Consider the following 26,479-nt stretch of genomic DNA (forward strand, 5'->3'; position numbering starts at 1 on the left):
ATGCGGCCCTGAATATCAGAGGTGCGGCACGCTATTTAAACCAGCGCTGAATCTGCCAGCCCGTCGATCATTACCTGCGGCATCCCCTGCGAGCAGCGCTCAATACGTCCTTTCACGCCATAGACCTGCGCCAGCGTTTCCGGCGTAATCACCCGATCCGGCGCGCCGTCCGCTATCAACGCGCCCTCTTTCAGCATCAGTGCATGGTGCGCATGGCGTAAGGCGATATTAATGTCATGCACCACCACAACGGTGACGATATTGCGCTGGGCGGTTTCGCGCCGTACCAGATCCATCACATGGAACTGATAGTTAAGATCCAGCGCGCTCAGCGGCTCATCCAGCAGCAGCAGTTCCGGGCGACGGATCAGCGACTGCGCCAGGCCCACCAGCTGTTTCTGGCCGCCCGAAAGCTGATCGAGATAGCGCATCGCCAGATGTGAAATGCCAAGCTGTTCCAGCAGATACATCACTTCCGCCTCGCTGGCGGCGTTGTGCAGCCCGCCAGACGCGCGCTGCGCCACAATGATCGACTCCAGCACATGCAGATGCACGCCCGCAGGCAGCGACTGCGGCAGATAGACCACGCGCCGGGCGCGGCGGGCAAAAGGTTGCTTCATCAGCTCCTCGCCGTTCAGCCAGAGTTCGCCCTGCCCTTTGTTCAGCCCGGCCAGCGCACGCAGCAGCGTCGATTTACCGCAGCCGTTCGGCCCCAGCAGCACGGTGATTTTGCCGCGCGGCAGCAGCGGCACGCTGAGATCCTCAATGACTTTGCGTTTCGGGTAGCCCGTCGTGAAGTGTTTTAACGTCAGTCCCTGGTTCATACATTCCCCCGGTGGCGCAGAATAATGCTCAGGAAGAAAGGTACGCCAACCAGTGAGGTGACGATGCCGACAGGAATAATCACGCCAGGGATCAGGTTTTTCGACGCCACCGACGCCATTGAGAGTACCAGCGCGCCGGTCAGGGCGCTGGCGGGCAGGTAGTAGCGATGATCTTCGCCGAAAATCATGCGGGCGATATGCGGCGCCACCAGCCCGATAAAGCCGATCGGCCCGACAAAGGCGACCGCCAGCGCGGAAAGAATACTGATGCGCAGCAGCGTCGCGAGGCGCAGACGGCGGACGTCGATGCCGAAACTGACCGCGCGGTCTTCGCCGAGGCGCAGCGCGGTCAGCTTCCAGCTGCTGAGCAGCGAGAACGGCAGCAGCAGCGCAAAAGCGGCACTCAGCACGCCCAGCTTCTCCCAGGAGGCGCGTGCGAGGCTGCCCATGGTCCAGAACACCAGGCCCTGCAGGGTATCTTCGCTGGCGATAAACTGCATCATCGACACCAGCGCGTTAAAGGTAAACACCAGCGCAATGCCGAACAGCACCACGCCTGAGGTAGAGACCCGCGTCCAGCGCGTCACACCGTCGAGCATCAGCGCGGCGAACAGAGCAAAAACAAAGGCGTTGGCGGAAATCAGCCACTGATCCGGCACGCCAGGAATGCCGATACCGAGAATAATCGCCAGCGCTGCGCCAAAAGCCGCCGCCGAGGAGACGCCAAGGGTAAAGGGGCTGGCCAGCGGGTTATTAAGGATGGTCTGCATCTCGGCGCCCGCCAGCCCAAGACAAAATCCCACCACCACCGCCATCAGCGCATAGGGCAAACGGATATCCCAGACGATCACGCGCGTACCGGCATCGACGGTTGTGGGGTGAAGCAGAGATTGCCACAGCGTCGGCAGCGAGAGTCCAGCCGGGCCAAGCGTAAAATCCAGCACCAGCGAGGCAATAATGGCCAGCACCAGTACGGCGATCATCAGCATGCGGCGGCGCAATACCTGATGATAGCGGCCCATAGCGCCCTGCGCGGGCAGAGTTGAGTCCGTCATAAAAAGCCTGTTCTAAAGGTTCGGTCGAAAACGCTGCCACAATAGAGCAGATGATAATAATTATCAATTCTTCAACCTAAACAAAAGGGCACCTTAACGCAAAAAGCGCGGACCCGCCGCGCTTCCTGTGCTTACGCAAATGACAAGGCCCGAGCGCAAAGGCGACCCACTTTTCTGTGGTCGGACGCTTTGCTCTTCGGGCCTCGTCACCTGTGCAGTGAGCTTTACTCTTTGTGGATCGGGAATTCCATGTCGCTGTACTTCACGAAACGGGTGCCTCGCGTCAGCCTGTAGCCGAACCAGATAATCAAAAACAGCGGCAGTCCGATATAGGTGGCGGCGACGCCGTACCAGTCGATTTTGTCGTTAAGGAAAGCCTGATAGTTCTGGCCCAGCGTGATGATCAGACAGAGCACGAAGGCAAAAATCGGACCGACCGGGAAAAAGCCTGAACGGTACGGCAAATCGTCAAGGTTGTGGCCCTGCGCGATATAGCCGCGACGGAAGCGATAGTGGCTGATGGCAATGCCCAGCCAGGCGATAAAGCCGGTCATACCGGAGGTATTCAGCAGCCACAGATAGACTTCCTGGTTGCCGAACTTCGAGGTCAGGAAGCAGAGACCCGCCACGACGGTGGTCGCCAGCAGCGCGTTACGCGGCACGCCGCCTTTCGACAGCTGCGCGAAAATGCGCGGTGCTTTGCCTTCGCTCGCCAGGTTATAGAGCATGCGCGTTGAGGCGTACATGCCGGAGTTGCCCGCTGACAGCACCGACGTCAGGATTACCGCGTTCATCACCGCCGCCGCCGACAGCAGGCCCGCATTCTGGAACACCAGGGTAAAAGGACTGACGCTGATATCGGTTACATCGTTATGCAGCAGCTGCGGATCGGTATAAGGCAGGATCAGGCTGATAATCAGGATAGCGAAGATATAGAACAGCAGAATACGCCAGAAAACCTGACGCACCGCGCGCGGAATGTTTTTCGCCGGATCTTCCGACTCGCCCGCCGCGATGCCGATAAGCTCAGTGCCCTGGAAAGAGAAGCCGACAATCATCGCCACGCCGATCATCGCGGCGAACCCGCCCGCGAACGGCGCGTCGCCGACCTGCCAGTTATGCCAGCCGGCATGTGCGCCGCCGCGCAGAATGCCAAGGATCATCAGTACGCCGACGACGATAAAGATAATGACGGTGACGACCTTAATCAGTGAGAACCAGTATTCCGCTTCGCCGAAGCCTTTCACGGAGATGAAGTTAAGCAGGAACATCAGGCAGAGGAACATCGCGCTCCAGATCCAGCCCGGCGTATCAGGGAACCAGTAGTTCATTACCAGCTGCGAGGCGACGAGATCCACGGCGATGGTGACCGCCCAGTTGTACCAGTAGTTCCAGCCCAGGGCGAAACCAAAGCCTTCTTCAACATATTTTGAACCGTAGGTGGCGAAAGAGCCGGAAACCGGCATAAAAGCCGCCAGCTCGCCGAGGCTGGTCATCAGAAAGTAGACCATCAGGCCAATCAGCGCGTAGGAAAGCAGCGCGCCGCCGGGGCCCGCCTGAGAGATAGTGGCGCCGGAGGCCACAAAAAGGCCGGTGCCGATCGAACCGCCGATGGCGATCATCGTCAGGTGACGCGCCTTTAACTCGCGTCGTAACGCAGGTTGTTGTGTTGTATTTGTGTCGTTATGCATGTGTAAACACTAGGCTCGCTAAAAATGAGGCGCGATTGTAGCAATTCACCCTGCCCTGTATAGCATTGAGGCCGTGTTATTAGTTACCTTCATGATCGCCGCTGAATTATAAGCAAAAACCTCTTGCAGCTATTCGCGGCAGTAAGAGAGAAAGCGGTTAAGCGCCCTGGAAAGATGCTTCTGACGATGGTGAATACGGTACAGCGTGCGCGTCAGGCGCGGCAGCGGAAGCGACAGCTCCACTAACGTTCCCGCCTCCAGCAGATCGGCAATAACGCGACGCGACAGACAGCTGATGCCCATATTGTGCCGCACCGCATGCTTGATCGCCTCTGAGTTGCCCAACTCCATGCCCAGCTGAAAAGCTGGCAGATGCGAGAGCAGCAGATAGTCGACGATTTCGCGCGTGCCGGACCCGCGTTCGCGCAGGATCCAGGGCGCGTTGCCGAGGCTCTCCAGCGTGACCGGCTGGCGCAGAATCTCCGCATCGGGCGCGGCGAACACCACCAGCTCATCCTCCAGCCAGGGATCGCTCACCAGTTCGGTCATATGACACGGCCCTTCAATCAGGCCGACATCGACGCGGAAATCGGCCACCGCGTTAATGACGTCCTGGCTGTTGCCGACGCTCAGCTCCAGCGGCAGGCCGGGAAAGTCGCGACGAAAAGCGGCTATCATGCCCGGCAGCAGGTAATTGCCGATGGTGCTGCTGGCGTAAATACGGATTGCGCCGTTGTCCTCTTTAAACAGCTGTTCGATTTCACTCGCCTGCTCCAGCAGGCCGATGGCGCGCGGATAGAGCAGACGACCGTGTTCGTTCAGCACCAGCCGCTTGCCGACGCGATCGAACAGCTGAACGCCAAGCTGGCCCTCCAGGTCCGCCAGCGCCGCGCTCACCGCAGACTGCGAGAGCGCCAGCACCTGCGAGGCCTGGGTCGTCGAGCCGCTTTTCAGCACCTCGGTAAACACTTCTATCTGACGCAGCGTGATATGCATGGTTTCTCCTCACATGGCGTAGCGATGCACCAGGTAAAACAGCACCGCCAGCCAGATCAGCACCATTAAAAACAGGCCAAAGCCGCTGACGACCTTTTTGCCGCGCGCGCGCTGCACTTCGGCACGCTCCGCGCTGCTGATACGCACGTCGCGCGGCAGCAGGCGCAGCAGGATCAGCACGCCCAGCGGAATAATAATCGCATCGTCCAGCAGACCGACGATCGGGATAAAGTCGGGAATAAGATCGATGGGGCTGAGCGCATAGGCCACCAGCCCAAACGCCAGCAGCTTAAACCACCACGGCGTACGCGGATCGCGGCAGGCGAACCACAGCGTCAGCACATCTTTTTTGATCAGGGCGGCCCAGCGGCGCAAACGGGCAAATAACATCTTTCGGCCTTATCGGTTTATCTGGTTGATTGCAAATATATTAGCAATTTCACTTTTAAGCCAGCGCGCCGCGTGGTTCCCATAACATATAAAGACTGTGCGATGCCCTGAATGCCGCAATTGCCGCCAGCAAGGTTCAATCTGCTGGCGCAGCATTTCTTGCATCAGGCGCATCGGGTATGATGCGGGCTTCTTTTAGTCAGCCTTTTCAGGAGAAGCGGCATGAAATATATCGGCGCACACGTCAGCGCTGCTGGCGGCGTAGATCAGGCAGTGATTCGTGCCCATGAACTGGAAGCCACCGCGTTTGCTCTGTTTACCAAGAATCAGCGACAGTGGAAGGCGGCCCCGCTCTCTGCCGCCACTATCGACGCGTTTAAAGCCGCGTGCGAAAAATATAATTTTGGCCCGCAGCAGATCCTGCCGCACGACAGTTTTCTGATTAACCTCGGCCATCCGGTTATGGACGCGCTGGAAAAATCGCGGGCAGCCTTTATTGATGAGATGCAGCGCGCTGAGCAGCTGGGCCTGACCCTGCTTAACTTCCATCCCGGCAGCCATCTGAATCAGATCGAGGAAGAAGCCTGCCTGAAGCGCATCGCCGAGTCGGTGAATATTGCGCTGGATAAGACGTCGCAGGTTGTGGCGGTAATTGAAAACACAGCCGGTCAGGGCAGCAATCTCGGCTTCCGCTTCGAACATCTGGCGACGATTATCGAGCACGTCGAGGATAAATCCCGCGTCGGCGTCTGTATCGATACCTGCCACGCCTTTGCCGGCGGCTACGATCTGCGTACCGAAGCGGCGTGCGAAGAGACCTTCGCCGCCTTTGAGCGCATCGTCGGCCTGCAGTATCTGCGCGGCATGCACCTTAACGACGCCAAAAGTGCCTTTGGCAGCCGCGTCGATCGCCATCACAGCCTGGGCGAAGGCAATATCGGCAAAACGGTCTTTAGCTGGCTGATGAAGGATGCGCGCTTCGATGGCATCCCGCTGATTCTGGAAACCATTAATCCGGATATCTGGAAGGATGAGATCGCCTGGCTGAAGTCAGAGCAGAAAAGTTAAAGACGCGCTGCTGCTACAAAGCAGCGGGTAATGTTGAGGCGATAAAAAAGAAGGGAGCCATCTGGCTCCCTTCTCCCTTTTCTGTTACGCCGGGGTTCAGGCTTTCGCCAGCTCCTCTTCCGGACGTTTCAGAATGGCGTAACCCAGTCCCGCCACCGCAGTGCCGACGATAATCGATACCAGGTAGCCCAGCACCGGCGTAATCGCGCCAGGAATAAGCAACACGAACAACCCGCCGTGCGGCGCCATCAGCTTCGCGCCGATATACATAGAGATCGCGCCGGTAATCGCGCCGCCGACAATACAGCACGGCAGTACGCGCATCGGGTCACGCGCCGCGAAGGGAATCGCGCCCTCGGAGATAAAGCAGAGACCCAACACCAGCGCCGCTTTACCCCCCTCCTGCTGACCTTTATTAAATTTACGACGCGCAACCAGCGTCGCTACGCCCATCGCCAGTGGTGGCACCATACCCGCAGCCATAATCGCCGCCATCGGCGCGTAGGTTTGCGAACTGAGCAGCCCGACGCCGAAGGCGTACGCCACTTTGTTCACCGGACCGCCCATATCGGTACACATCATGCCGCCCAGAATCGCGCCCAGCAGTACCGCATTCGCCGTGCCCATATTCGCCAGCCATGCGGTCAGGCCGCTCATGATCGCCGCGACCGGTTTGCCTACTACGTAGATCATCAGCAGGCCGGTGATCAGGCTGGCAAACAGCGGAATAATCAGGATCGGCTTCAGCGCTTCCATACTCTGCGGCAGTTTGACCTTGCCGCTGATCAGCTTCGCTGCGTAACCGGCAATGAAACCGGCGATAATGCCGCCGAGGAAGCCGGCGTTAATGCTGGTGGCGATCATGCCGCCAATCAGACCTGGCGTCAGGCCGGGACGATCCGCGATGGAGAAAGCGATATAGCCCGCCAGCACCGGCACCATCAGCGCGAAGGCGCTGCCGCCACCGATCTGCATCAGCGCCGCTGCCAGCGTGCCCGGCTCTTTAAAGGCGGTAATCCCGAAGGCGAAGGAGAGCGCAATGCTCAGACCACCCGCCACCACCATCGGCAGCATATAAGAGACGCCGGTCAACAGGTGACGGTAAGCGCCTGCTTTCTCTTTTTTCTCGTTCTGCGGCTCGCCGCTCTGCGCGCCAGCGGCTTTATAAGGTCTGGCTTCGACAACGGCTTTATCCAGCTCCTGCGCGGTTTTCTTCAGCGCCAGCCCGGTTGAGGTGCGGTACATCGGCTTACCGGCGAACTTCGCCAGGTCGACCTCGATATCCGCCGCGACGATCACCAGATCGGCCGCCGCGACTTCTTCGGGCGTAATCGCATTGCCTGCGCCAACGGAGCCGCGGGTTTCCACTTTCACCCACCAGCCGCGTTTGGTCGCTTCAGCCTGAATAGCCTCGGCGGCCATAAAGGTGTGCGCCACGCCGGTCGGACAGGCGGTGACCGCAACGATACGTTTCTGGCCGCCTGCCTGCGCAGCGGCTGGCGCCGCAGCGACGGCGGTCGGCTGCCAGGGTTTTGCTTCCGCTTTCGCCTGGGCAAGGAACTGCTCCGGCGCGCGTACGGCCTGCTGCACATCGCCCAGCCAGACCGATTTGCCGTTCAGCGCAGCGTCGTTCGGCAACTCGCGGCCAGTGACGATCACCAGCTCCGCTTCCGCCGGGTTTTCCGTCAGGGTTAAGCCAGCCTGCGCGGCGGCCGCCGCCAGCCGCTGTTGCGCCATATAGGCAGAGGCCAGCCCAATAGAAGGATCTTTTATCAGCAGCGTTTTCATTATCGCTCTCCTGCTGTCAGTTAACGGGTTGTAAGTCGACGCGCGCCATCATTGCGGCCAACTGGGTACGATCGGTCACGCCGACGTTGCTCTGGCTGACGGCCATCGCCGCCACTGCCGTCGCGAGACGCAGCGTATGCTCGCTGGATTCACGCATCAGCAGGCCGTAGATCAGCCCGCCGACCATTGAATCGCCTGCGCCCACGGTGCTGACTACTTCACACACCGGCGGTTTGGCGATCCATTCGCCTGAGGCGTTCACCCAGAGCGCGCCCTCGGCGCCCAGAGAAATCACCACATGGGCGATGCCCTGTTCGCGCAGTTCATGCGCCGCGCCAATCACATCCTGCAGCGTCGGCAGTTTGCGACCGGCCCAGATTTCCAGCTCGCGGCGGTTTGGCTTCACCAGCCAGGGGGCGGCTTTCAGGCCCGCCACCAGCGCTTCACGGCTGCTGTCGAAAATAATGCAGGGGCAATGGGTGCGCAGCTCGCTCATCCAGCGGGTAAAGGCTTCCGGCTGTACGCCCGACGGCAGGCTGCCGCTGACGCACACCATGTCGAACTGGCCCAGCCAGGTGAGCGAGTCGCTGGTAAAGCGATCCCAGTCCTGCTGGCTTACTTCAAAACCAGAGAAGTTAAGATCGGTGACGTCGTTGTTCTGCTCGGTGAGCTTGACGTTGATGCGGGTGCGGCCCGGCACGACCTGAAAACGGTTAGCGATCCCTAGCTCGCTGAACAGCTGCTGAAAGCCGTCCTGATTCTCTTTGCCAAGGAAGCCGCCAACCGTAACGTCGATGCCGAGATCCTTCAGCACTTTCGCCACGTTAATGCCTTTGCCTGCCGCGTGCAGCCCGGTGGTTTTCACCAGGTTGACTTCGCCGCGCTCGATCTCCGGGGTAAAACCCACCAGATCGTAGGCGGGATTCAGGGTAATAGTTGCGACGCGTCTGCTCATGCTACCCCCTCGCCCAGGCCGGAATTAATCGCCTCTTCAATGGCGTTGAGCGCCTGCTGCGCATCGTCGCCGCTGGCGGTAAAACGCAGACGGTGACCTTTCTTCACGCCCAGTGCGACCACTTTCATCAGGCTACGTCCGTTGGCAGGTTTGCCGCTGCCGTCGAGGTTAGTGACGGTAATATCGCTGTTGAACTGTTTGATGACGGTTACCAGCGCCGTGCCGGGACGCGCATGCAGCCCGTGCTCGTTACGAATGGTGAACTCCGCGCTCAGCACGTCGGCCTGCTCGTCCACTTCGCTGGTCAGCAGCGCATAGAGGCCCGCTGCGTCCGCTTTCAGCAGGCGATCCGCCTTGCCGTTGAGCAGCAGCGTGCTGAGATAGCTCAGCACTTCCAGCGGGCGATCGTCGACGGCGGAAACCGTCACCAGCAGCGCCACTTTTTCGCCTTCGTGCTCACCAGGCGTGGCGGCGCGGCTGACCGCAACCGCGCTGCGCAGATTGCCGCGGCGGCTGTCGCTCAGCCAGATGCCCTGCCCCAGGCTCAGCGGCGTCGCGGCGACGACGTCGGCAACAAAGCTGGCGTCTACCGCGCCAGCCGCCTGCAGGCGACCGGCATTCAGCGCCTGTAGCGTAATCAGATCGTTTGCGGCCACGTCTAAGGTAATCAGCGAGGTGTCGAAGCTGAATTCAGCTGGCTGTTTTTCACCCATCAGCAGCGCACGCAGATCTTCCGCCGAGGCGGTTTTCAGCTGTTCGGCGATGCTGTCGTCGCTCAGCACATGCGTCAGCTGGCGTAGCAACGCCAGATGCTCGTCAGATTTCGCGGCGATACCGATCGCCACATACGCGATCTGATCTTCGCCCCAGGCGATGCCCTGCGGAAACTGAAACACCTGTACGCCGGTTTTCTGCACCAGGTCGCGCGTATCGGTGGTGCCGTGCGGAATGGCGATGCCGTTGCCCAGGAAAGTTGAGGTCTGCTGCTCGCGCGCCAGCATGCCGTTGACATAGCCCTCCGCCACGTTGCCCGCCGCGGTCAGCGCCGCGGCGACCTGGCGGATAGCCTCTTCTTTATTTTGTGCACTGGCTCCGGTGTGGATGGCCTGCAATTCGAGCTGGAACATATTTCTCCTCGCTTACTGAAATTGAATCGTTTCAGCCTGATGGCCGTTTAAAGCGCAGCGAGGTTGCGCAAGGCGCGTGTCTGCTACGCTGAAACGTTTCAAGGAGTCTGGTACAGCGCACAAGGCCATGCAAGAAAATGCGTAAAATGCGTAGCAGATTTTTGACGTTACGCACAATTCACAAGGACCGGACGAAATTAAGGCGGCGTAAGCTGAAAGGGATGCTGTAACGACGTCACCACGCGGCGCGAAACCGTCAGCACCGTCAGCAGACTCAGGGCGCGGTATCCGCTTCCAGCTGCAGCAGGTAGACCATAGCATCGTGGCGAGTCGCGCCGCACATATCGCGCGACGGCTGCAAGCCGGCGCAGACGGCGGGCCGCAGCGGGGAGCCGAACAGTTTGCAACGCAGATCGGCATCAAGCTGGATGCAGGGCGTGTTCGCCGGCTTGCCATGCGGCATACCGGGGATCGGCGAAGAGATAGAAGGCGCGGTACAGCAGGCGCCGCACTGACTACGGCATTGCATGATGCGCTCCAGCGGGTATGAAGCCGCGACAATAACAGCCCGCGTGCGCGAAAGCCATGACTGCGTCATTGCGCGCATTTTTTCCGGCGCCATATTGCCTGTTTAACCCGGCGCGAGTAACGTGGCGCGCATCGGAATCCTCCTTTAAGCGAGAGTTGCAATGCCAAGAGCGAATGAGATCAAAAAAGGGATGGCGGTAAGCTGGAACGGCAAACTGCTGCTGGTCAAAGATATCGATATTCAGAGCCCAAGCGCGCGCGGCGCCGTCACGCTGTATAAAATGCGCTTCACTGATATTCGTACCGGCCTGAAGGTAGAAGAGCGTTTTAAAGGCGACGATATTCTGGACGTCATCCAGCTCAGCCGCCGCAGCGTCACCTTCTCTTATATTGACGGCGACGAATACGTTTTTATGGATGACGAGGACTATACGCCTTACTCATTCAAGAAAGATCAGATCGAAGAAGAGCTGCTGTTTATTCCTGAAGGCGGCATTCCGGGCATTCAGGTGCTGACGATGGACGGTCAGGTGCTGGCGCTCGAACTGCCGCAGACCGTGGATATGGAAATTGTCGATACCGCGCCGGGCATTAAAGGCGCCTCTGCCAGCGCGCGCACCAAACCGGCCGGCATGAGTACCGGACTGAGCATTCAGGTGCCGGAATACCTGAGTAACGGCGACCGCATCCGCATTCATATCGCTGAACGCCGTTATATGAGTCGCGCCGACTAACCGCCGCGATTTATGTTATAAAGTAACATTATGGCCGCCTTCGCGGCCATTCTCATTTAAGGAGGCAGAGCATGACGCGCGTAAACCTTATTACCGGCTTTCTCGGCAGCGGTAAAACCACCCTGCTGCGCCATCTGCTGGCGGGCAAGCCGGAGCAGGAAAAATGGGCGGTTCTGGTTAATGAGTTCGGCGAAATCGGCATTGACGGCGCATTGTTGCGCGACAGCGGCGCGGTGCTGAAGGAAATTCCCGGCGGCTGCATGTGCTGCGTCAACGGCCTGCCAATGCAGGTAGGGCTGAATATGCTGCTGAAGCAGAACCGCCCCGATCGCCTGCTGATTGAACCGACCGGGCTCGGTCATCCGCGCCAGCTGCTGGAGATGCTGAACGCGCCGGTTTATCAGCCGCATCTGCAGCTTAACGCCACGCTGACCCTGCTTGACGCGCGTCAGCTCGCCGACCCACGCGTAACGGCGAATGAAAATTTCCGCGATCAGCTGGCGGCGGCCGACATTATTATTGGCAATAAAAGCGATGGCTGGAACGACGATGACCGTCAGCGCCTGCAACAGTGGCAGGACGCAACGCTCAACGGCCGCCCTTTTATCGCTACCCGCTTCGGCGCGATCGATCCTGCGCTGCTCGATCTGCCGCGCACAAACCGTCAAACGCTGCCGCAGCCTGCACATCATCATGCTCACCTTAAACGCGATAGCGGCCTCGCCGCGCTGCGCCTTGAGGGCGGAACGCGCTGGCGCCGCGCGTTAAATGAAGGCCAGGGTTACGTTGCCTGCGGCTGGATCTTCGACAGTGCGACGCTTTTCGATGGCGAAGCGCTGCTGGCCTGGGCGCGTCTTGCGTCGGTCGAGCGCATTAAAGGCGTGCTGCGTACGCCGGACGGCTCGCTTCGCATTAATGGCCAAAAGAGCGATGTACATGTCGAAACGCTTACTGCCGCTGCGCCCGACAGCCGTATTGAACTGATCCATTCGCAACCGGTTGACTGGAATCGTTTGCAGTCCCAGCTGTTGAGGCTTCGTTTAAACTAGCCAGGTTAGTTTCTGCCGTTAATTTTTATTTGAGTGAATACGATGCGCGCAACTCGTCTTATCACAATTCTGCTACTCAACGCGCTTGGCGTTGTTTTGTTTCTCTCCTGGTATTTGCCGCCCGACCACGGTTTCTGGGCTGGCGTTGATAAAGGGATCTTTTTCAGCTTCAACGACCAGATGGTCGATCATCCTGGCTTTGCCATGCTGGTGGCGATCACTAACTTCCGTGGGTTCGATCTGGTGTCGCTGCTGGCGATGGGCGCGCTTTATCTCTTTTACTGGCGTCGCGAAACGCCGCCGGGCCGTCGTCGTCTGCTGGCGATCGGCATTACTATGCTGTTCAGCGCGGTTATCCTCAATCAGCTCGGCCATCTGTTGCCGGTGCAGCATAAAAGCCCGACGCTGTTTTTCGAAAATGCGCATCGCGTCAGCGAACTGACCGGTATTCCGGCCAAAGACGCCTCAGCCAACAGCTTCCCTGGCGATCACGGCATGATGCTGATGATTTTTGCCTGTTTTATGTGGCGCTATTTTGGCTTCCGCGCCTTTCTTATCGGCGCGGCTATCGTGGTGATTTTCGCGCTGCCGCGCGTGATGGCGGGTGCGCACTGGTTTACTGATATTGCCGTCGGTTCGCTTTCGGTACTGCTGGCTGGACTGAGCTGGGTGCTGCTGACGCCGCTGAGCGACGCTATCGTCAGCTTTTTCTACCGTAAACTGCCGGGCAAATATAAGCCCTGAATACCCTCGGGTATCGCAAGTCGAAATAGACTGATAAGCGCGGATGGAAGAATAGCCTTTTTCTTATCCCTCCGCGCTTAATAAAATCAGCGCAGTATTATTAGCACGCTAACCATATAGTGATATAAAGAAAATAGTATGACGTTTTCTGCTGATAAAGGCGCTTTTCCCCCGGCTGTCCAGCCCCAACGCTCTTAAAAAGCGTCCTACCCGTAGAATTAGCCCTGTTTTTACCGCTTATTTTAAAGATAATTTTTTAAAATTGCCGATAAAGTAACCACTCTGTTACAGACTGATTTCACATCAAAAAAAGCTATCAGAATTTACGTAAAACCACTCGCCACGGCGTCTGGAATCGGTTAACCTCCCATGCGTTGAGGGTACGGCAGCAGAAAATGCGGTTCTTTTTATACCAAAACGTGTTCGTTAACACATTTTAGTAATTAAGGAATTGTCTTAGCGTGCAACGCTTATTAATCTCAATCCGTTTTGTCATCTGGCTGGCGACATTCTGTCGTAAGGACATCGAAGGAATATACGAACAATGGTCAAGTCTCAACCAATACTGAGATATATCTGGCGGATTGTGCCTGCAGTAGCGCTGGCAACTCTCCTCTCGGCATGCAGCAGTACCGGTCAACACGCAAAAAACGAGAATCATGACGTTAAAAACCAGAATGGTTTTTTACTTCAGGCGTCTCAGGATGAGTTCGAAGAGATGGTGCGGAGCGTGGATGTTAAGTCCCGCATCATGGAGCAATATGCCGACTGGAAAGGCGTGCGTTACCGCCTCGGCGGCGATACCAAACGCGGCATCGACTGTTCTGCTTTTGTTCAACGTACGTTTCGCGATCAGTTTGGTTTAGAACTGCCGCGCTCGACCTCTGAACAGCAGGATACCGGCAGTGAGATTTCACGCAGCAAGCTGCGTCCGGGAGATCTGGTTCTGTTCCACGCCGGTTCGACGGGGCGTCACGTTGGGATCTATCTGGGCAACGATAACTTTGTCCATGCGTCCACCAGCAGCGGCGTAATGATCTCCAGTCTGAACGACAGCTACTGGAAAAAACGCTACCGCGAAGGGCGTCGGGTATTAAGCCGTAATCCCAGCTAATCCCTGACCTTCGATCGTTTCTCAGCCAGAGAAAACAGAACGCTGCTTCGGCAGCGTTTTTTTTTGCCCCTGTGCCAGATAAAGGCGTATTAATAACGTAAAAAGTGATTGTTTATCAGAAGAATATCGAGACATTTCCTGTCATCTCGTTATATTCTCATGACCTTCGCCAGAGAGCAGTCGTGCACAGTCAATAATAAAAGATAAGACAAGGGGAAAGCACTTCATGCCACTGTCCAGGGCGCTGATGCGCCAGGCCACCTATCCTCGCCGCATCGCCTGGAGCAGCGCGATTTTCGGTAGCCTGTTCTTTATTTTTTTTACCCTGACTCTGCTGACTTACACCTGGTATAAGCGGCAGCATCAGCACCAGCAACTGCTGCACGACAGCCGCGCAGATCTACAACAATCGCTGGATACGCTTGTCGCCAATACCCTGAATCCCCTTCTCTCTTTAACCCGTTTCGACTGCCATGCTATTAATCAGGAGCTGACTTCCCGCGCTGCCTTCGCCAACGACCTGCGTGCGATTTTACTGGTGCGCGAGGGCTACGCCTTCTGCTCCTCGGCAACCGGGGCGTTTTCCCTGCCGCTTAATGCCATTTCAGACCAGACCGATCTCAGCCGGGATCGCGATCTGCGCCTGCTGAGCGGCACGCCATTGCAGCCCGGCAAGCCCGTTTTTGCGCTCTGGCTGCGTAATCCGCAAAGCGTGCAGTCCGGCGTGTTCGCGACCGTTAATCTTAACCTGACGCCCTATCAGCTGCTGGCCTCTTACCATTCGGAAATCTCCGGCATGGCGCTGGTGGCGCAAAGCAGCGCGCTTACCAGCTGGCGACAGACCGTTATCCCCAACAGCGAACTGCCGCAGCAGCCGCTGATGCAGCTGCCGCTCGACGGTTATCCGCTGCAGTTTGTACTCTATGGCGATACGATATCGACGCGCGATATTCTTATGATCGTGCTGAGCGGCATTCTGCTGTCGCTGCTGGTCGGCGGCGGCTGCTGGTTGCTGCTCTCGCTGAATCAGCGCCCAGGCAAAGAGATCCTGCTCGGTATAAAACGCGGCGAATTTCATGTCGAGTACCAGCCGCTGATCAGCACCCATAGCGGGCGCGCTTACGGGCTGGAGGCGCTGCTGCGCTGGAACCACCCCAGCGAGGGCATGATCCCGCCGGATATGTTTATCAGCTACGCAGAGTCGCTGAACCTGATTATTCCGCTGACGCGGCATCTGTTCGAACTGGTGGCGCGGGACGCCCACAGGCTCAATCCTTACGTGCCCGCCGGCACCCATATGAGTCTCAATCTTTCGCCGCTGCATCTGGCGTCGGAGAGTTTTCAGCAGGACGTTAAGCGCTGGATAGCGGCGATGCCGGATAACCATTTTAACTACGTGTTTGAAGTGACTGAGCGCACCATGGTGCGGGATAAAAACGCCGGAGAGGTTTTCGCCTGGCTTCATCAGAACGATATTCAGATTGCGATAGATGACTTCGGCACTGGCCACAGCGCCCTGATCTATCTTGAAAAATACCCTTTTGATTATCTTAAGATCGACCGTGGCTTTGTGCAGAGCATCGGGACGCAGACCCTGAACTCCCCGGTGCTGGACGCCGTGCTCCATCTGGCGAAAAAGCTGAATCTGAAAACCGTGGCGGAAGGCGTGGAGACGGGCGAGCAGGCGGCATGGCTGGTGAAGCACGGCGTCTGTCATATGCAGGGCTATCTTTTCAGTCGCCCTCTGAAGCCGGACCGCCTGATTGACTATTACCGCAGTCGCAGCCTGGCGACGCTGTCAGGATAACAGACCGCCCCGCCCCGGATGTTGAATGACGACAGGAGAGCGCTAACCCTATGCTGTTTCGCCTGATCATGCTGTTGCTGGTCGCCCTTAGCACGCCGCTGCGCGCGGAAGTGGTGCATGAAAGCCGCGCATTCGCCACGCTGGGCGAGCCCAAATATGCGGCCGACTTTAGCCACTTCGACTATGCGGATCCCGCTGCGCCTAAAGGCGGCAAACTTATCCAGGCGGTAGTTGGCACATACGACAACTTTAACCGTTACGCCTCGCGTGGCAATCCCGGCGCAGGCACCGAGGCGCTCTACGATCGGTTGTTTGTCGGGTCTGATGACGAACCGGGTAGCTACTATCCGCTTATTGCCGAGTCGGCGCGCTATGCCGACAACTTCCGCTGGATGGAGATACGCCTCAATCCGCGCGCGCAATTTCACGACGGCACGCCGATTACCGCGCAGGACGTCGCCTTTACCTTCGATAAATTTATGCGCGAAGGCGTGCCGCAGTTTCGCGTCGTTTATCGCGGCGTGACGATCAAAGCGCTGGATAGCCAGCGCGTCCGTATTGACCTGCCGAAGCCAGAAAAAGATTTGATGCTGGGTCTGCTGACCTTGCCGGTGCTGCCGCAGAAAGAGTGGCAGGATAAAAAATTCAATGAGCCACTGAGTTCGCCGCCGCTCTCCAGCGGCCCTTACCGTATCAGTCGTTACAAGCTGGGTCAGTATATCGAGTACAGCCGGGTGAAAAACTACTGGGCGGCCGATCTGCCGGTGAACCGGGGCCGGTTCAATTTCGATACCCTGCGCTATGACTACTATCTTGACGATAACGTCGCGTTTGAAGCTTTTAAAGCGGGCGCGTTCGACCTGCGCGAAGAGACCTCCGCTAAAAAATGGGCGACCCAGTATCGCGGCCGTAACTTCGACGATCAGCAGATTGTCAAAGAGACCACGCCCAACAGGGTGTCGACCAATACCACTTGGCTTGCCATGAACAATGAAAAAGCGCTGTTCCGCGATCGTCGGGTTCGCCAGGCGATCACGCTGGCCTTCGATTTTGAGTGGATGAACAAAGCGCTGTTCTATGGCACTTATCAGCGGGTCAGCAGCTATTTTCAGAATACCGAGTACGCCGCGCAGGGTCTGCCGGACGCGGCGCAACAGGCGTTGCTGGCGCCTTTTAAAGAACAGCTGCCGCCTGAGGTTTTCAGCGCACCCTACGCGCCGCCGCGCACCGATGGCAGCGGCTATGATCGGGCTAACCTGCTGAAAGCACTGGATCTGCTGCGTCAGGCGGGCTGGCAGGTAAAAAACCAGCAGCTGGTGGACGACAAAACCGGCCAGCCGATGCGCATTGAACTGCTGCTGCGCAGCGGCGCGAGCAACGACTGGGCCCTGCCCTTCCAGCATAGCCTGTCGCGTCTCGGCATCAGCCTGACGCTGCGTGTGGTGGATGCCTCACAGTACCTGCGCAGGCTGCGCGAAGGCGATTACGATATGATCGCCCGCGTTTATCTGGCGATGCCCACACCCAGCTCGGATCTCCAGACCAGCTGGCAATCTGACTTTATCGACTCTTCATGGAACAGCGCGCGGCTCAAAGATCCGCTGGTCGATCACTTTGTCAAAGCCATCGTGGCGCATCAGGGCGATAAAGCGGCGCTGCTGCCGCTCGGCCAGGCGCTGGATCGCATCCTGCTGTGGAATGCGTATATGATCCCGATGTGGTACAACGCTGAGGATCGCATGGCCTACTGGGATAAATTCTCCCATCCCGCGGTAAAGCCCGCCTATGCCAGCGGTCTGGAAAACTGGTGGTATGACGTGAACAAAGCCGCGCGTTTGCCGGCCGAACGACGCTGAGGAGCCTGAGTTGGCCGCCTATTTCTTGCGCAGAATGCTGCTGATTATTCCCACGCTGTGGGCGATTATTACGCTGAACTTTTTTATCGTGCAGATCGCGCCCGGCGGCCCGGTTGACCAGGCGCTGGCTAACATTCAGTTCGGCCAGACCACAGGCCTGCCCGGCGGCGGCGAGAGCGGCGCGCGCGCGTCCCTGAACCGCGCCAGCCCCGGCGACAATCAGTACCGCGGCGCGCGCGGCCTCGATCCGGAAGTGATTGCTGAAATTAAAAAGCGCTACGGTTTCGATAAGCCGATGTGGCAGCGCTATGTCGAGATGCTCTGGAACTATGTGCGGTTCGATTTCGGCGACAGCCTGTTTCGCAGCGCATCAGTGCTGCAGCTGATTAAAGAGAGCCTGCCGGTTTCCATCAGCCTTGGGCTGTGGAGCACGCTGATTATCTATCTGGTATCGATTCCGCTGGGCATCAAAAAAGCGGTGCGCAACGGCAGCGCCTTCGACGTCTGGAGCAGCACCTTTATTATTATCGGCTATTCGGTGCCCGCCTTTCTGTTCGGCATTATGCTGATTGTCCTGTTCGCTGGCGGCAGCTATCTCGACTGGTTTCCGCTGCGCGGTCTCACCTCGCCGCAGTTTGACTCTCTCTCCTGGTACGGCAAAATCGCCGACTACCTGTGGCATATCAGCCTGCCGGTGCTGGCGACGGTGATTGGCGGCTTCGCCACCCTGACGATGCTGACCAAAAACAGCTTTCTCGATGAGATCCGCAAGCAGTATGTGGTGACGGCGCGCGCCAAAGGCGTGAGCGAGCGACGCATTCTTTATCATCACGTGTTCCGCAACGCCATGCTGCTGGTTATCGCCAGCTTTCCCGCCACCTTTATCAGCATGTTTTTTACCAGCTCGGTGCTGATAGAGGTGATGTTTTCGCTGAACGGACTGGGCCTGCTGGGCTATGACGCCACTATTCAGCGCGACTACCCGGTGATGTTCGGCACGCTCTATATTTTTACCCTGATCGGCCTGCTGATGAATATCCTCAGCGACCTGACCTATACGCTGGTCGATCCCCGTATTGATTTTGAGGGCCGCTGATGCGCTTGTCTCCCGTCAATCAGCAGCGCTGGCTGCGTTTCCGCCACAACCGACGCGGTTACTGGTCGCTGTGGATTTTTCTGGTTATCTTCGTGCTTTCACTCGGCGCCGATCTGCTCGCCAATGAGAAGCCGCTGCTGGTGCGTTATCAGCAGCGCTGGTTTGTGCCGCTGCTGGTCAGCTACAGCGAAAGCGATTTCGGCGGCGCGCTGCCGACCGCCGCCGACTATCAGGACCCCTGGCTGCAAAAACAGCTGAATGAAAAAGGATGGGCGCTGTGGGCGCCGATACGCTTTAGCGACAGCACCATCAACTTCGCGACCTCGACGCCCTTCCCCTCGCCGCCTTCGGCGCAAAACTGGCTGGGCACCGACGCCAGCGGTGGCGACGTGCTGGCGCGTCTGCTTTACGGCACGCGCATCTCACTGCTGTTCGGGATTATGCTGACGCTCTTTTCCAGCGTTATCGGCATTATCGTCGGCGCTGTTCAGGGCTATTTCGGCGGCCGCATCGATCTTATCGGTCAGCGCGTGATTGAAGTCTGGTCCGGCATGCCCGCGCTGTTTTTACTGATCCTGCTCTCCAGCGTCATCCAGCCCAACTTCTGGTGGCTGCTGCTGGTGACGGTGATTTTCGGCTGGATGGGGCTGGTCAGCGTGGTGCGCGCCGAGTTTCTGCGCACGCGCAACTTCGACTATATCCGCGCCGCACGGGCGCTGGGGGTCAGCGACGGGCGCATTATGCTGCGGCATATGCTGCCCAACGCCATGGTTGCCACCCTCACTTTTCTGCCGTTTATCCTGTGCGGATCGATCGCGACTCTGACCTCGCTCGATTTTCTCGGCTTTGGTCTGCCTGTGGGGTCGCCGTCGCTCGGCGAACTGCTGTTGCAGGGTAAGAATAATTTGCAGGCACCCTGGCTGGGGCTGGCGGGCTTCTTTACGCTGGCGATCCTGCTGTCACTGCTGATCTTTATTGGCGAAGCGGTACGCGACGCCTTCGATCCCGCCTGGGGAGGCTGATTATGTCGCTGCTTGCCATTCATCATCTTTCCGTCGCCTTTGCCCGCGGCGGCGTGACGCGCACCGTGGTTGAGGATCTCTCCTTCAGTATCGACGCTGGCGAAACGCTGGCGCTGGTGGGCGAATCGGGCTCGGGCAAAAGCGTGACCGCGCTTGCGGTAATGCAGCTGCTGCCTGCGCCGCCGACGCGCTATTCCGGCGGCGAAATTCTGTTTAACGGCGAGGATCTGCTGCGCGTCAGCGAGCGGAGAATGCGGGGTCTGCGGGGCAACCAGATGGCGATGATCTTTCAGGAGCCGATGGTCTCCCTTAACCCCTTACACACCATTGAGAAGCAGCTTTATGAGGTGCTCTCTCTGCACCGCGGCATGCGGCGCGAAGCGGCGCGTGGGGAGATCCTCAGCTGCCTCGATCGGGTCGGCATCCGTAACCCTGCCTCGCGGTTGAATGATTTTCCTCATCAGCTCTCCGGCGGCGAGCGCCAGCGCGTGATGATCGCCATGGCGCTGCTTACCGAACCTGCGCTGCTGATTGCCGACGAGCCGACCACCGCGCTGGACGTCACCGTTCAGGCGCAAATCCTGCGCCTGCTGCGCGAGCTGCAGCGCGAACGCAACATGGCCATGCTGTTTATTACCCACGATCTGGGCATCGTGCAGCAGCTGGCGGACAACGTCAGCGTGATGCGCCAGGGTAAAATCGTCGAGCACAACAGCAGCCATGCGCTGTTCAGCCAGCCGCAACATCCCTATACGCAGCAGCTGCTTGCGGCGGAGCCGGAAGGCCGCGCCGTACCGCTGCGTCCCGACGCGCCGCTGCTGCTGCAGGTGCGCGACCTGCGCGTTAGCTTTCCGGTCAGGCGCGGCCTTTTCAGGCGGCAGGTGGCGGAAAAAGTTGCCGTCAGCAACCTCAGCTTCTCGCTGCGGCGCGGCGAGAGCCTCGGACTGGTGGGCGAATCCGGCTCCGGCAAAAGTACCACCGGCCTGGCGCTGTTGCGGCTGCTCAGCGCGCAGGGCGAGATCTGGTTCGACGGCCAGCCGCTGCACGATCTGTCGCGCAGGGAGCTGTTACCGCTGCGTCGTCGCATACAGGTGGTATTTCAGGATCCCAACTCGTCTCTGAATCCGCGTATGACGGTGCAGCAGATCATTGCCGAGGGGCTGGCGGTGCATCAACCCGCTCTCGACGCTACCCAACAGGAAGCGCGCGTGATCGCGGTGATGGAGGAAGTTGGATTAGACGCGGCGAGCCGTCATCGCTATGCGGCGGAGTTCTCCGGCGGTCAGCGCCAGCGGATCGCTATTGCGCGCGCGCTGGTGCTTGAACCGCAGCTGATGGTGCTGGACGAACCGACCTCTTCACTGGATCGCTCAGTACAGAAACAGATTCTGACGCTGCTGCGCAGGCTGCAGCAGCAGCACCAGCTGACCTATCTCTTTATCAGTCACGATTTACAGGTGGTGCGTTCGCTGTGTCATCAGGTGATGGTATTACGTCAGGGCGAAGTCGTGGAGCAAGGCGACTGCGAGAGGCTGTTCGCCGCGCCCGCCGCAGACTATACGCGCGAGCTGCTGGCCTCGGCGCAACTCAGTGACCGTTAAAGGTTTCCGCGATCGCCACACCCTGGTTTTTCAGGCAGCAGTTCGTCGCGCTTTCGTCGCTGCGCAAAATAAAGAGACAGGGCGACCCTTCGCACTCCGCTACTTTGCACTCGACCTGAATCGACGCCAGCGCATCCTGCAGCTGATGCATGATCTCCCAGCCAAGATGACCATCATGGCTAATCAGGCGCAGCGCAATAAGATCCTGCTCGTTGGCGACGCCCTCTTCCGCCACGATAGCGCTATGAAGCTCGCTGGCCCAGCGAAAGCGCTGCGGCAGGCGATGCACGATGGAAAGTTGCAGCATAGTTAACAGATATCCCCAGAGCGATTAACTTCAGTCACGATGAACGTCGCTTGCTGTTGCTGCTAAACGGCAGAAACGGACGTCAAGGCCTGCTCTCTCGTTTCCCACTAAACGAAGTGGGAAAAGATTGTTATTTGCGAGTCGGCTCGCATTTTGGCCTATTAGTACCGCGTTCATCGACAGTTAACAATCAGTTTAGACGCAATCTCGTTACTTTCTTAATCATTAATTTTCACATATAAGAAACATAACGACGGTAGCGTCAGAGAGCGAAGCGGGGAAAATACCAAAAAGGGCATGTCAAAGGGGCGGTGACAACCTTGCCGACGCTGAGTGGCCTGGCCCTGTCGCAAAGCCGCTTAAAGCGTCCCTGCGCGGGACGCTTTAAGCGGCGGGGCTGGGGCTTAGCGTCTGATAGCGCGAGGGCGCGACGCGTAGATAAAGAAGAGAACAGAGAGCGTAGCGCATGCCGCGATGGTGCCCACCATCGGCCAGGCGCTGTTAAAGCTGGCCGTCGACAGCAGCGCGCCTACCAGCGCGCCGACGCCAAAGCGCAGCGTGCCCGCCAGCGACGAGGCGGTGCCTGCCATATGGGGAAACTCATCCAGAATAACCGCCATGGCGTTGGAGGAGACCATCGAGACGCAGCCGATAAACATGGCGACGCCCAGCACCATAGGAATAAAGCCCATGTGCAGCGCGCTGACCGCCAGCAGCCAGATGCCCATCGCGAACTGAATCAGCAGCCCGGCGCGGAACATCGCCAGCGGGCCAAAGCGGCGCACCGCGCGGCTGTTGATCAGGGTCATGACAAACAGAAACACCACGTTCAGCGCGAAGTAATACCCGAAGTTCTGCGGCGACACGTGGTTTACCTCGATATAGACGAACGGACCGGCATTCAGAAAGGTAAACAGCCCGGCAAAAGAGAAGCCGCTCGCCAGCATATAGCTGAAGGCGCGCTTGTGACGGAACAGCGTGACGAAGTTACCCAGCATGGTGCGCAGGTGAAAACGCTGACGCTGTTCCGGCCTGAGCGTCTCGCGGATTTGCGTCATCACCATCACGGTGGTGATCAAGGCGGCGATCGACAGCGTCCAGAAAATGGCGTGCCAGTCCCATACCAGCAGCAGCCAGCCGCCGATAATCGGTGCCAGCAGCGGTGCAATGGTGGTGATCAGCATGACAAACGACATCATGCGCGAGAAATCCTCTTTCGAGTAGCTGTCCCGCATCAGGGCGTTAATCACCACGCTGGCTGCGGCGGCGGAAAGACCGTGCAGAAAGCGCATAAGAATCAGCTGGTCAATCGACTGCGACAGCGCGCAGGCTGCTGCGGCACAGGCGAAAATCAGCGTGCCGAGCACAATGACCGGTTTGCGGCCGTAGCTGTCCGCCAGCGGGCCATATACCAGCTGACCGATGGCGAAACCAAGGATATAGAGATTAAGCGTCATCTGCACGCGACCCGCCGCTACGCCGAATTCGCGGGCGATCTGCGGCATCGCGGGCAGATACATATCAATGGAAAGCGGCATCAGCATCGCCAGCAATCCCAGAATCACTACCAGTCCCACAGCTGAATTTTTATCCTTGCGCACGGCCGCTCCGCTATTTCTGTTTTAACTCGTCGGGCAGCCCGACGCTGGCAATTTCATCTTCCGTCAGCGGACGATACTCGCCCGGCTCCAGATCCGCATCCAGCACGATGCCGCCGATGCGCTCGCGATGCAGCCCAACCACGCGATTGCCGACAGCGGCAAACATGCGCTTCACCTGGTGATAGCGCCCTTCGCTGAGCGTCAGCAGCACCTCGGTCGGCGTAATCTCTTCCAGCCGCGCCGGTTGGGTCAGGGATTTTTCGCCGTGCAGCTGAATGCCTGCGGCGAACTGCTGCGCCACATCTTCAGCGACGGGATGCTCCAGCGTGACGCGGTAGGTTTTCTCGCAGTGATGGCGCGGCGAGGTAATACGGTGCGACCACTGTCCGTCGTCGGTCAGCAGCACCAGACCGGTAGTGTCGATATCAAGGCGCCCTGCGGCATGCAGCTTCCACGCGGTCGGCTCTTCAATAAAAAACAAGATAGTCGGGTGATCGGGATCGTCCGTGGAGCAGACGTAGCCCTGCGGCTTGTTCAGCATAAAATAGCGCGGCCCTACCTGCAGCTGCAGCGGATTGCCGTCATATTCCACCTCATGCTCGGGCAGGATTTTGAAGGCGGTGTCGCGCACCACTTCGCCATTAACGGTGACTTTTTGCCCCCGGATTTCACGACCGGCAATAGCCCGGCTGACTTCCAGTTGCTGAGAGATGAATTTGTCGAGTCGCATGAATTCGCTTTGCCTGTTACTGCGGAGGGAAACTGAAACGGGGTTTTACCCGTTGAAAAAGTAGGAGAAGTATAGCCCGAACCGAGGCTGTCGCACAGAGCCGTTCCTGCGTTTCCTCTATTTTCATGGCATAATCTCGCTCAGTTTCGCAAAAGTGATCGGCAATGGCTTTTACTCTACGTCCCTATCAGCAAGACGCGGTTAACGCGACTCTCAATCATTTTCGTCGTCACGCCGAACCGGCGGTGATCGTACTGCCGACCGGCGCAGGCAAAAGCCTGGTGATCGCCGAGCTGGCGCGGCTGGCGCGCGGACGCGTGCTGGTGCTCGCGCACGTTAAAGAACTGGTGGAGCAGAACCACAGCAAATATCAGGCCTATGGCCTTGAAGCGGATATCTTCGCCGCCGGTTTGCAGCGCAAAGAGAGTCAGCGCAAAGTGGTATTCGGCAGCGTGCAGTCGGTAGCGCGTAATCTGGATCAGTTCGACAGCGCCTTTTCGCTGGCGATCGTGGATGAGTGCCATCGCATCAGCGATGACGACAACAGCCAGTATCAGCAAATTTTCACTCATCTGCGCCAGCACAATCCGCAGCTGCGCCTGCTGGGCCTGACGGCGACTCCCTTTCGCCTCGGCAAAGGCTGGATCTATCAGTTTCACTATCACGGCATGGTGCGCGGCGACGAAAAAGCCTTTTTCCGCGACTGCATCTACGAGCTGCCGCTGCGTTATATGATCAAACACGGCTTTCTGGTGCCACCGGAGCGGCTTGATATGCCGGTGGTGCAGTATGACTTCAGCCGTCTGACAGCGCAGGCCAACGGGCTGTTCAGCGAGTCCGATCTTAATCGCGAGCTAAAGCAGCAGCAGCGTGTAACGCCGCATATCATTAGCCAGATCGTGGAATTCGCCGAGGATCGGCGCGGCGTGATGGTATTTGCCTCGACGGTAGAGCACGCGCGCGAGATCCTCTCGCTGCTGCCCGACAATAGCGCGTTGATCTCGGCGGAAACCACCGCTAAAGCGCGCGATGCGACTATCGCCGCCTTTAAGGCGCAGCAGCTGAAATTCCTGGTTAACGTCGCGGTGCTGACGACCGGCTTCGATGCGCCCCACGTCGATCTTATCGCTATTTTGCGCCCTACCGAGTCGGTCAGCCTCTATCAGCAGATCGTCGGGCGTGGTCTGCGCCTGTCGCCGGGCAAAACCGACTGCCTGATTCTCGACTACGCCGGCAACCCGCACGATCTCTTTACGCCGGAAGTGGGCGCGCCGAAAGGCGCCAGCGACAATGAGCCGGTACAGGTGTTCTGTCCCGCCTGCGGGTTCGCCAACACCTTCTGGGGCAAAACCACCGCAGACGGCATGATTATCGAGCACTTCGGCCGCCGCTGTCAGGGCGTGCTGGAAGATGACGAAGGCAACCGCGAACAGTGCGATTTCCGCTTCCGCTTTAAAAGCTGTCCCGACTGCGGCGCCGAAAACGATATCGCGGCGCGCCGCTGCCATCAGTGCGATAAAGTGCTGGTCGATCCCGACGATATGCTGAAGGCGGCGCTGAAGCTGAAGGATGCGCTGGTGCTGCGCTGCGGCGGCATGACGCTGGCGCATGGCCGCGATGATAAAGGCGAATGGCTGAAGGCGACCTATTTCGACGAGGATGGCACCAGCGTCGACGAACGCTTTCGTCTGAGTACGCCCGCTCAGCGTAAGGCGTTCGAACAGCTTTTTATGCGGCCGCATCAGCGCGCGCCGGGCGTGCCGCTCGGCTGGCAAACCGCGGCCGACGTGGTCGCGCTGCAGCCGCTGCTGCGCCATCCCGATTTTGTGGTAGCGCGCGCTAAAGGGCAGTTCTGGCAGGTGCGCGAGAAGCTTTTCGACTATCAGGGACGCTTTCGCCGCGCCAACGAGCTGCGCTAAACGGCGGAATCATTTGCCCGCCCCGCCCATTACCGCTATACTGCCGCCCGCTTTTGCATTCGCATTAGCCTTTGAACAACCCTCCTGTTGCTGGGTCGCCTGTAGCAGGAATTATTAAAGAGACATGATAATGTTGACCATCAACGCAGAAGTACGTAAAGAGCAGGGTAAGGGTGCGAGCCGCCGCCTGCGCACAGCGAACAAATTCCCGGCCATCATCTATGGTGGTAGCGAAGCCGCTGTTTCTATCGAACTGGACCACGACTCAGTAATGAACCTGCAGACCAAGCCAGGTTTCTACACTGACGTTCTGACTCTGGTTGTCGACGGTAAAGAAACCAACGTCAAAGTGCAGGCTGTTCAGCGTCACCCGTTCAAGCCAAAACTGCACCACATCGACTTCGTACGCGCCTAATCGCCTGCGAATCGACATAAAAAACGCCGCTTATGCGGCGTTTTTTTTTGCTGGCTGACAGC

At 58.4% G+C, this 26,479-nt stretch carries 24 protein-coding genes; 12 read left to right on the forward strand and 12 right to left on the reverse strand.

Going from position 1 to position 26,479, the window contains the following annotated elements:
• Positions 1–35: 35 nt before the first annotated feature.
• From EKL29_RS13855 to EKL29_RS13875, 5 genes are all read right to left on the reverse strand, one after another.
• Positions 36–824 carry an ABC transporter ATP-binding protein gene (locus tag EKL29_RS13855; protein WP_126689986.1) on the reverse strand — a complete coding sequence of 263 codons (789 nt, stop codon included), beginning with the start codon at positions 822–824 and terminating at the stop codon, positions 36–38.
• Positions 821–1,879 carry an iron ABC transporter permease gene (locus EKL29_RS13860; protein WP_120453178.1) on the reverse strand — a complete coding sequence of 353 codons (1,059 nt, stop codon included), beginning with the start codon at positions 1,877–1,879 and terminating at the stop codon, positions 821–823. The genes EKL29_RS13855 and EKL29_RS13860 overlap by 4 nt, the downstream gene beginning before the upstream one ends.
• 224 nt (positions 1,880–2,103) lie before the next feature.
• Positions 2,104–3,570: an amino acid permease gene (locus EKL29_RS13865; RefSeq protein WP_126689987.1), complete on the reverse strand. Its 1,467-nt coding sequence runs from the start codon at positions 3,568–3,570 to the stop codon at positions 2,104–2,106.
• Between the two features lie 129 nt (positions 3,571–3,699).
• On the reverse strand, positions 3,700–4,566 hold the full coding sequence (gene yieE, locus EKL29_RS13870) for a DNA-binding transcriptional regulator YeiE (protein ID WP_120453175.1): 867 nt from the start codon (positions 4,564–4,566) through the stop codon (positions 3,700–3,702).
• 9 nt (positions 4,567–4,575) lie between these two features.
• Complete coding sequence (locus tag EKL29_RS13875; protein WP_126689988.1) at positions 4,576–4,956, reverse strand: YkvA family protein; 381 nt, start codon at positions 4,954–4,956, stop codon at positions 4,576–4,578.
• Positions 4,957–5,178: 222 nt separating this feature from the next.
• On the opposite strand from EKL29_RS13875, the gene nfo reads away from it, so the two are divergent.
• A complete protein-coding gene (nfo, locus tag EKL29_RS13880) occupies positions 5,179–6,024 on the forward strand; it encodes a deoxyribonuclease IV (protein ID WP_120453172.1) in 846 nt (281 codons plus the stop codon).
• A gap of 96 nt (positions 6,025–6,120) precedes the next feature.
• Here nfo and fruA read toward each other — a convergent pair whose 3' ends face one another.
• The 4 genes from fruA to EKL29_RS13900 all read right to left on the reverse strand — a co-directional run bounded on the left by fruA (position 6,121) and on the right by EKL29_RS13900 (position 10,423).
• A complete protein-coding gene (gene fruA, locus EKL29_RS13885) occupies positions 6,121–7,812 on the reverse strand; it encodes a PTS fructose transporter subunit IIBC (RefSeq protein ID WP_126689989.1) in 1,692 nt (563 codons plus the stop codon).
• Positions 7,813–7,828: 16 nt separating this feature from the next.
• Entirely contained in the window at positions 7,829–8,767 is a 939-nt protein-coding gene (gene fruK, locus EKL29_RS13890) for a 1-phosphofructokinase (protein ID WP_120453168.1), read from the reverse strand.
• Positions 8,764–9,894 (reverse strand): fused PTS fructose transporter subunit IIA/HPr protein, encoded by a 1,131-nt coding sequence (gene fruB, locus EKL29_RS13895; protein ID WP_120453167.1) that lies wholly within the window; start codon positions 9,892–9,894, stop codon positions 8,764–8,766. Before fruB ends, fruK begins: the two co-directional genes overlap by 4 nt.
• A 274-nt stretch (positions 9,895–10,168) precedes the next feature.
• Positions 10,169–10,423, reverse strand: coding sequence for a YkgJ family cysteine cluster protein (locus EKL29_RS13900; RefSeq protein WP_120454174.1), 255 nt, complete (start codon positions 10,421–10,423; stop codon positions 10,169–10,171).
• A gap of 160 nt (positions 10,424–10,583) precedes the next feature.
• On the opposite strand from EKL29_RS13900, the gene yeiP reads away from it, so the two are divergent.
• The 9 genes from yeiP (at position 10,584) to yejF (ending at position 21,445) form a co-directional block, all read left to right on the forward strand.
• Positions 10,584–11,156 (forward strand): elongation factor P-like protein YeiP, encoded by a 573-nt coding sequence (yeiP, locus tag EKL29_RS13905; protein WP_103794119.1) that lies wholly within the window; start codon positions 10,584–10,586, stop codon positions 11,154–11,156.
• A 71-nt stretch (positions 11,157–11,227) separates the two neighbouring features.
• Positions 11,228–12,205 (forward strand): GTP-binding protein, encoded by a 978-nt coding sequence (locus tag EKL29_RS13910; protein ID WP_126689990.1) that lies wholly within the window; start codon positions 11,228–11,230, stop codon positions 12,203–12,205.
• Positions 12,206–12,247: 42 nt separating this feature from the next.
• The gene (locus EKL29_RS13915) at positions 12,248–12,949 is read left to right on the forward strand and encodes a phosphatase PAP2 family protein (RefSeq protein WP_120453164.1); all 702 of its coding nucleotides are present in this window, start codon (positions 12,248–12,250) and stop codon (positions 12,947–12,949) included.
• Between the two features lie 544 nt (positions 12,950–13,493).
• Positions 13,494–14,063 carry a bifunctional murein DD-endopeptidase/murein LD-carboxypeptidase gene (mepS, locus tag EKL29_RS13920; protein ID WP_120453162.1) on the forward strand — a complete coding sequence of 190 codons (570 nt, stop codon included), beginning with the start codon at positions 13,494–13,496 and terminating at the stop codon, positions 14,061–14,063.
• A gap of 226 nt (positions 14,064–14,289) precedes the next feature.
• Positions 14,290–15,870 (forward strand): cyclic di-GMP phosphodiesterase, encoded by a 1,581-nt coding sequence (locus tag EKL29_RS13925; RefSeq protein WP_120453160.1) that lies wholly within the window; start codon positions 14,290–14,292, stop codon positions 15,868–15,870.
• A 50-nt stretch (positions 15,871–15,920) separates the two neighbouring features.
• Complete coding sequence (locus tag EKL29_RS13930; protein ID WP_126689991.1) at positions 15,921–17,726, forward strand: extracellular solute-binding protein; 1,806 nt, start codon at positions 15,921–15,923, stop codon at positions 17,724–17,726.
• 10 nt (positions 17,727–17,736) lie between these two features.
• The gene (locus EKL29_RS13935) at positions 17,737–18,822 is read left to right on the forward strand and encodes a microcin C ABC transporter permease YejB (protein ID WP_126689992.1); all 1,086 of its coding nucleotides are present in this window, start codon (positions 17,737–17,739) and stop codon (positions 18,820–18,822) included.
• Complete coding sequence (locus tag EKL29_RS13940; protein ID WP_126689993.1) at positions 18,822–19,844, forward strand: ABC transporter permease; 1,023 nt, start codon at positions 18,822–18,824, stop codon at positions 19,842–19,844. Before EKL29_RS13935 ends, EKL29_RS13940 begins: the two co-directional genes overlap by 1 nt.
• Before the next feature lie 2 nt (positions 19,845–19,846).
• Entirely contained in the window at positions 19,847–21,445 is a 1,599-nt protein-coding gene (gene yejF / locus EKL29_RS13945; RefSeq protein ID WP_126689994.1) for a microcin C ABC transporter ATP-binding protein YejF, read from the forward strand.
• On the opposite strand, the gene EKL29_RS13950 is transcribed toward yejF, so the two are convergent.
• From EKL29_RS13950 to rsuA, 3 genes are all read right to left on the reverse strand, one after another.
• Entirely contained in the window at positions 21,432–21,752 is a 321-nt protein-coding gene (locus EKL29_RS13950) for a hypothetical protein (protein WP_120453151.1), read from the reverse strand. The genes yejF and EKL29_RS13950 overlap by 14 nt on opposite strands.
• A 404-nt stretch (positions 21,753–22,156) precedes the next feature.
• Complete coding sequence (locus EKL29_RS13955; RefSeq protein ID WP_120453149.1) at positions 22,157–23,353, reverse strand: Bcr/CflA family multidrug efflux MFS transporter; 1,197 nt, start codon at positions 23,351–23,353, stop codon at positions 22,157–22,159.
• A gap of 10 nt (positions 23,354–23,363) precedes the next feature.
• Positions 23,364–24,083 (reverse strand): 16S rRNA pseudouridine(516) synthase RsuA, encoded by a 720-nt coding sequence (gene rsuA, locus EKL29_RS13960; protein ID WP_120453147.1) that lies wholly within the window; start codon positions 24,081–24,083, stop codon positions 23,364–23,366.
• A 164-nt stretch (positions 24,084–24,247) separates the two neighbouring features.
• Here rsuA and EKL29_RS13965 point away from each other — a divergent pair, with 164 nt between their 5' ends.
• Together EKL29_RS13965 and rplY are read left to right on the forward strand one after the other, a co-directional pair.
• Complete coding sequence (locus EKL29_RS13965) at positions 24,248–26,002, forward strand: DEAD/DEAH box helicase (RefSeq protein ID WP_126689995.1); 1,755 nt, start codon at positions 24,248–24,250, stop codon at positions 26,000–26,002.
• A gap of 130 nt (positions 26,003–26,132) precedes the next feature.
• A complete protein-coding gene (gene rplY / locus EKL29_RS13970) occupies positions 26,133–26,417 on the forward strand; it encodes a 50S ribosomal protein L25 (RefSeq protein ID WP_033750384.1) in 285 nt (94 codons plus the stop codon).
• Positions 26,418–26,479: the final 62 nt, after the last annotated feature.

Origin of the sequence: Pantoea sp. YU22, from assembly GCF_003970755.1 — a bacterium.
GTDB classification, from domain to species: Bacteria; Pseudomonadota; Gammaproteobacteria; order Enterobacterales; family Enterobacteriaceae; genus Pantoea; species Pantoea piersonii.

Excerpts from the sequence above, each read along its gene's own strand:
- EKL29_RS13855 (WP_126689986.1), bottom strand. The coding sequence starts at position 824 with ATGAACCAGGGACTGACGTTAAAACACTTCACGACGGGCTACCCGAAA.
- EKL29_RS13860 (WP_120453178.1), bottom strand. The coding sequence starts at position 1,879 with ATGACGGACTCAACTCTGCCCGCGCAGGGCGCTATGGGCCGCTATCAT.
- EKL29_RS13865 (WP_126689987.1), bottom strand. The coding sequence starts at position 3,570 with ATGCATAACGACACAAATACAACACAACAACCTGCGTTACGACGCGAG.
- yieE (WP_120453175.1), bottom strand. The coding sequence starts at position 4,566 with ATGCATATCACGCTGCGTCAGATAGAAGTGTTTACCGAGGTGCTGAAA.
- EKL29_RS13875 (WP_126689988.1), bottom strand. The coding sequence starts at position 4,956 with ATGTTATTTGCCCGTTTGCGCCGCTGGGCCGCCCTGATCAAAAAAGAT.
- nfo (WP_120453172.1), top strand. The coding sequence starts at position 5,179 with ATGAAATATATCGGCGCACACGTCAGCGCTGCTGGCGGCGTAGATCAG.
- fruA (WP_126689989.1), bottom strand. The coding sequence starts at position 7,812 with ATGAAAACGCTGCTGATAAAAGATCCTTCTATTGGGCTGGCCTCTGCC.
- fruK (WP_120453168.1), bottom strand. The coding sequence starts at position 8,767 with ATGAGCAGACGCGTCGCAACTATTACCCTGAATCCCGCCTACGATCTG.
- fruB (WP_120453167.1), bottom strand. The coding sequence starts at position 9,894 with ATGTTCCAGCTCGAATTGCAGGCCATCCACACCGGAGCCAGTGCACAA.
- EKL29_RS13900 (WP_120454174.1), bottom strand. The coding sequence starts at position 10,423 with ATGCAATGCCGTAGTCAGTGCGGCGCCTGCTGTACCGCGCCTTCTATC.
- yeiP (WP_103794119.1), top strand. The coding sequence starts at position 10,584 with ATGCCAAGAGCGAATGAGATCAAAAAAGGGATGGCGGTAAGCTGGAAC.
- EKL29_RS13910 (WP_126689990.1), top strand. The coding sequence starts at position 11,228 with ATGACGCGCGTAAACCTTATTACCGGCTTTCTCGGCAGCGGTAAAACC.
- EKL29_RS13915 (WP_120453164.1), top strand. The coding sequence starts at position 12,248 with ATGCGCGCAACTCGTCTTATCACAATTCTGCTACTCAACGCGCTTGGC.
- mepS (WP_120453162.1), top strand. The coding sequence starts at position 13,494 with ATGGTCAAGTCTCAACCAATACTGAGATATATCTGGCGGATTGTGCCT.
- EKL29_RS13925 (WP_120453160.1), top strand. The coding sequence starts at position 14,290 with ATGCCACTGTCCAGGGCGCTGATGCGCCAGGCCACCTATCCTCGCCGC.
- EKL29_RS13930 (WP_126689991.1), top strand. The coding sequence starts at position 15,921 with ATGCTGTTTCGCCTGATCATGCTGTTGCTGGTCGCCCTTAGCACGCCG.
- EKL29_RS13940 (WP_126689993.1), top strand. The coding sequence starts at position 18,822 with ATGCGCTTGTCTCCCGTCAATCAGCAGCGCTGGCTGCGTTTCCGCCAC.
- yejF (WP_126689994.1), top strand. The coding sequence starts at position 19,847 with ATGTCGCTGCTTGCCATTCATCATCTTTCCGTCGCCTTTGCCCGCGGC.
- EKL29_RS13950 (WP_120453151.1), bottom strand. The coding sequence starts at position 21,752 with ATGCTGCAACTTTCCATCGTGCATCGCCTGCCGCAGCGCTTTCGCTGG.
- rsuA (WP_120453147.1), bottom strand. The coding sequence starts at position 24,083 with ATGCGACTCGACAAATTCATCTCTCAGCAACTGGAAGTCAGCCGGGCT.
- EKL29_RS13965 (WP_126689995.1), top strand. The coding sequence starts at position 24,248 with ATGGCTTTTACTCTACGTCCCTATCAGCAAGACGCGGTTAACGCGACT.
- rplY (WP_033750384.1), top strand. The coding sequence starts at position 26,133 with ATGTTGACCATCAACGCAGAAGTACGTAAAGAGCAGGGTAAGGGTGCG.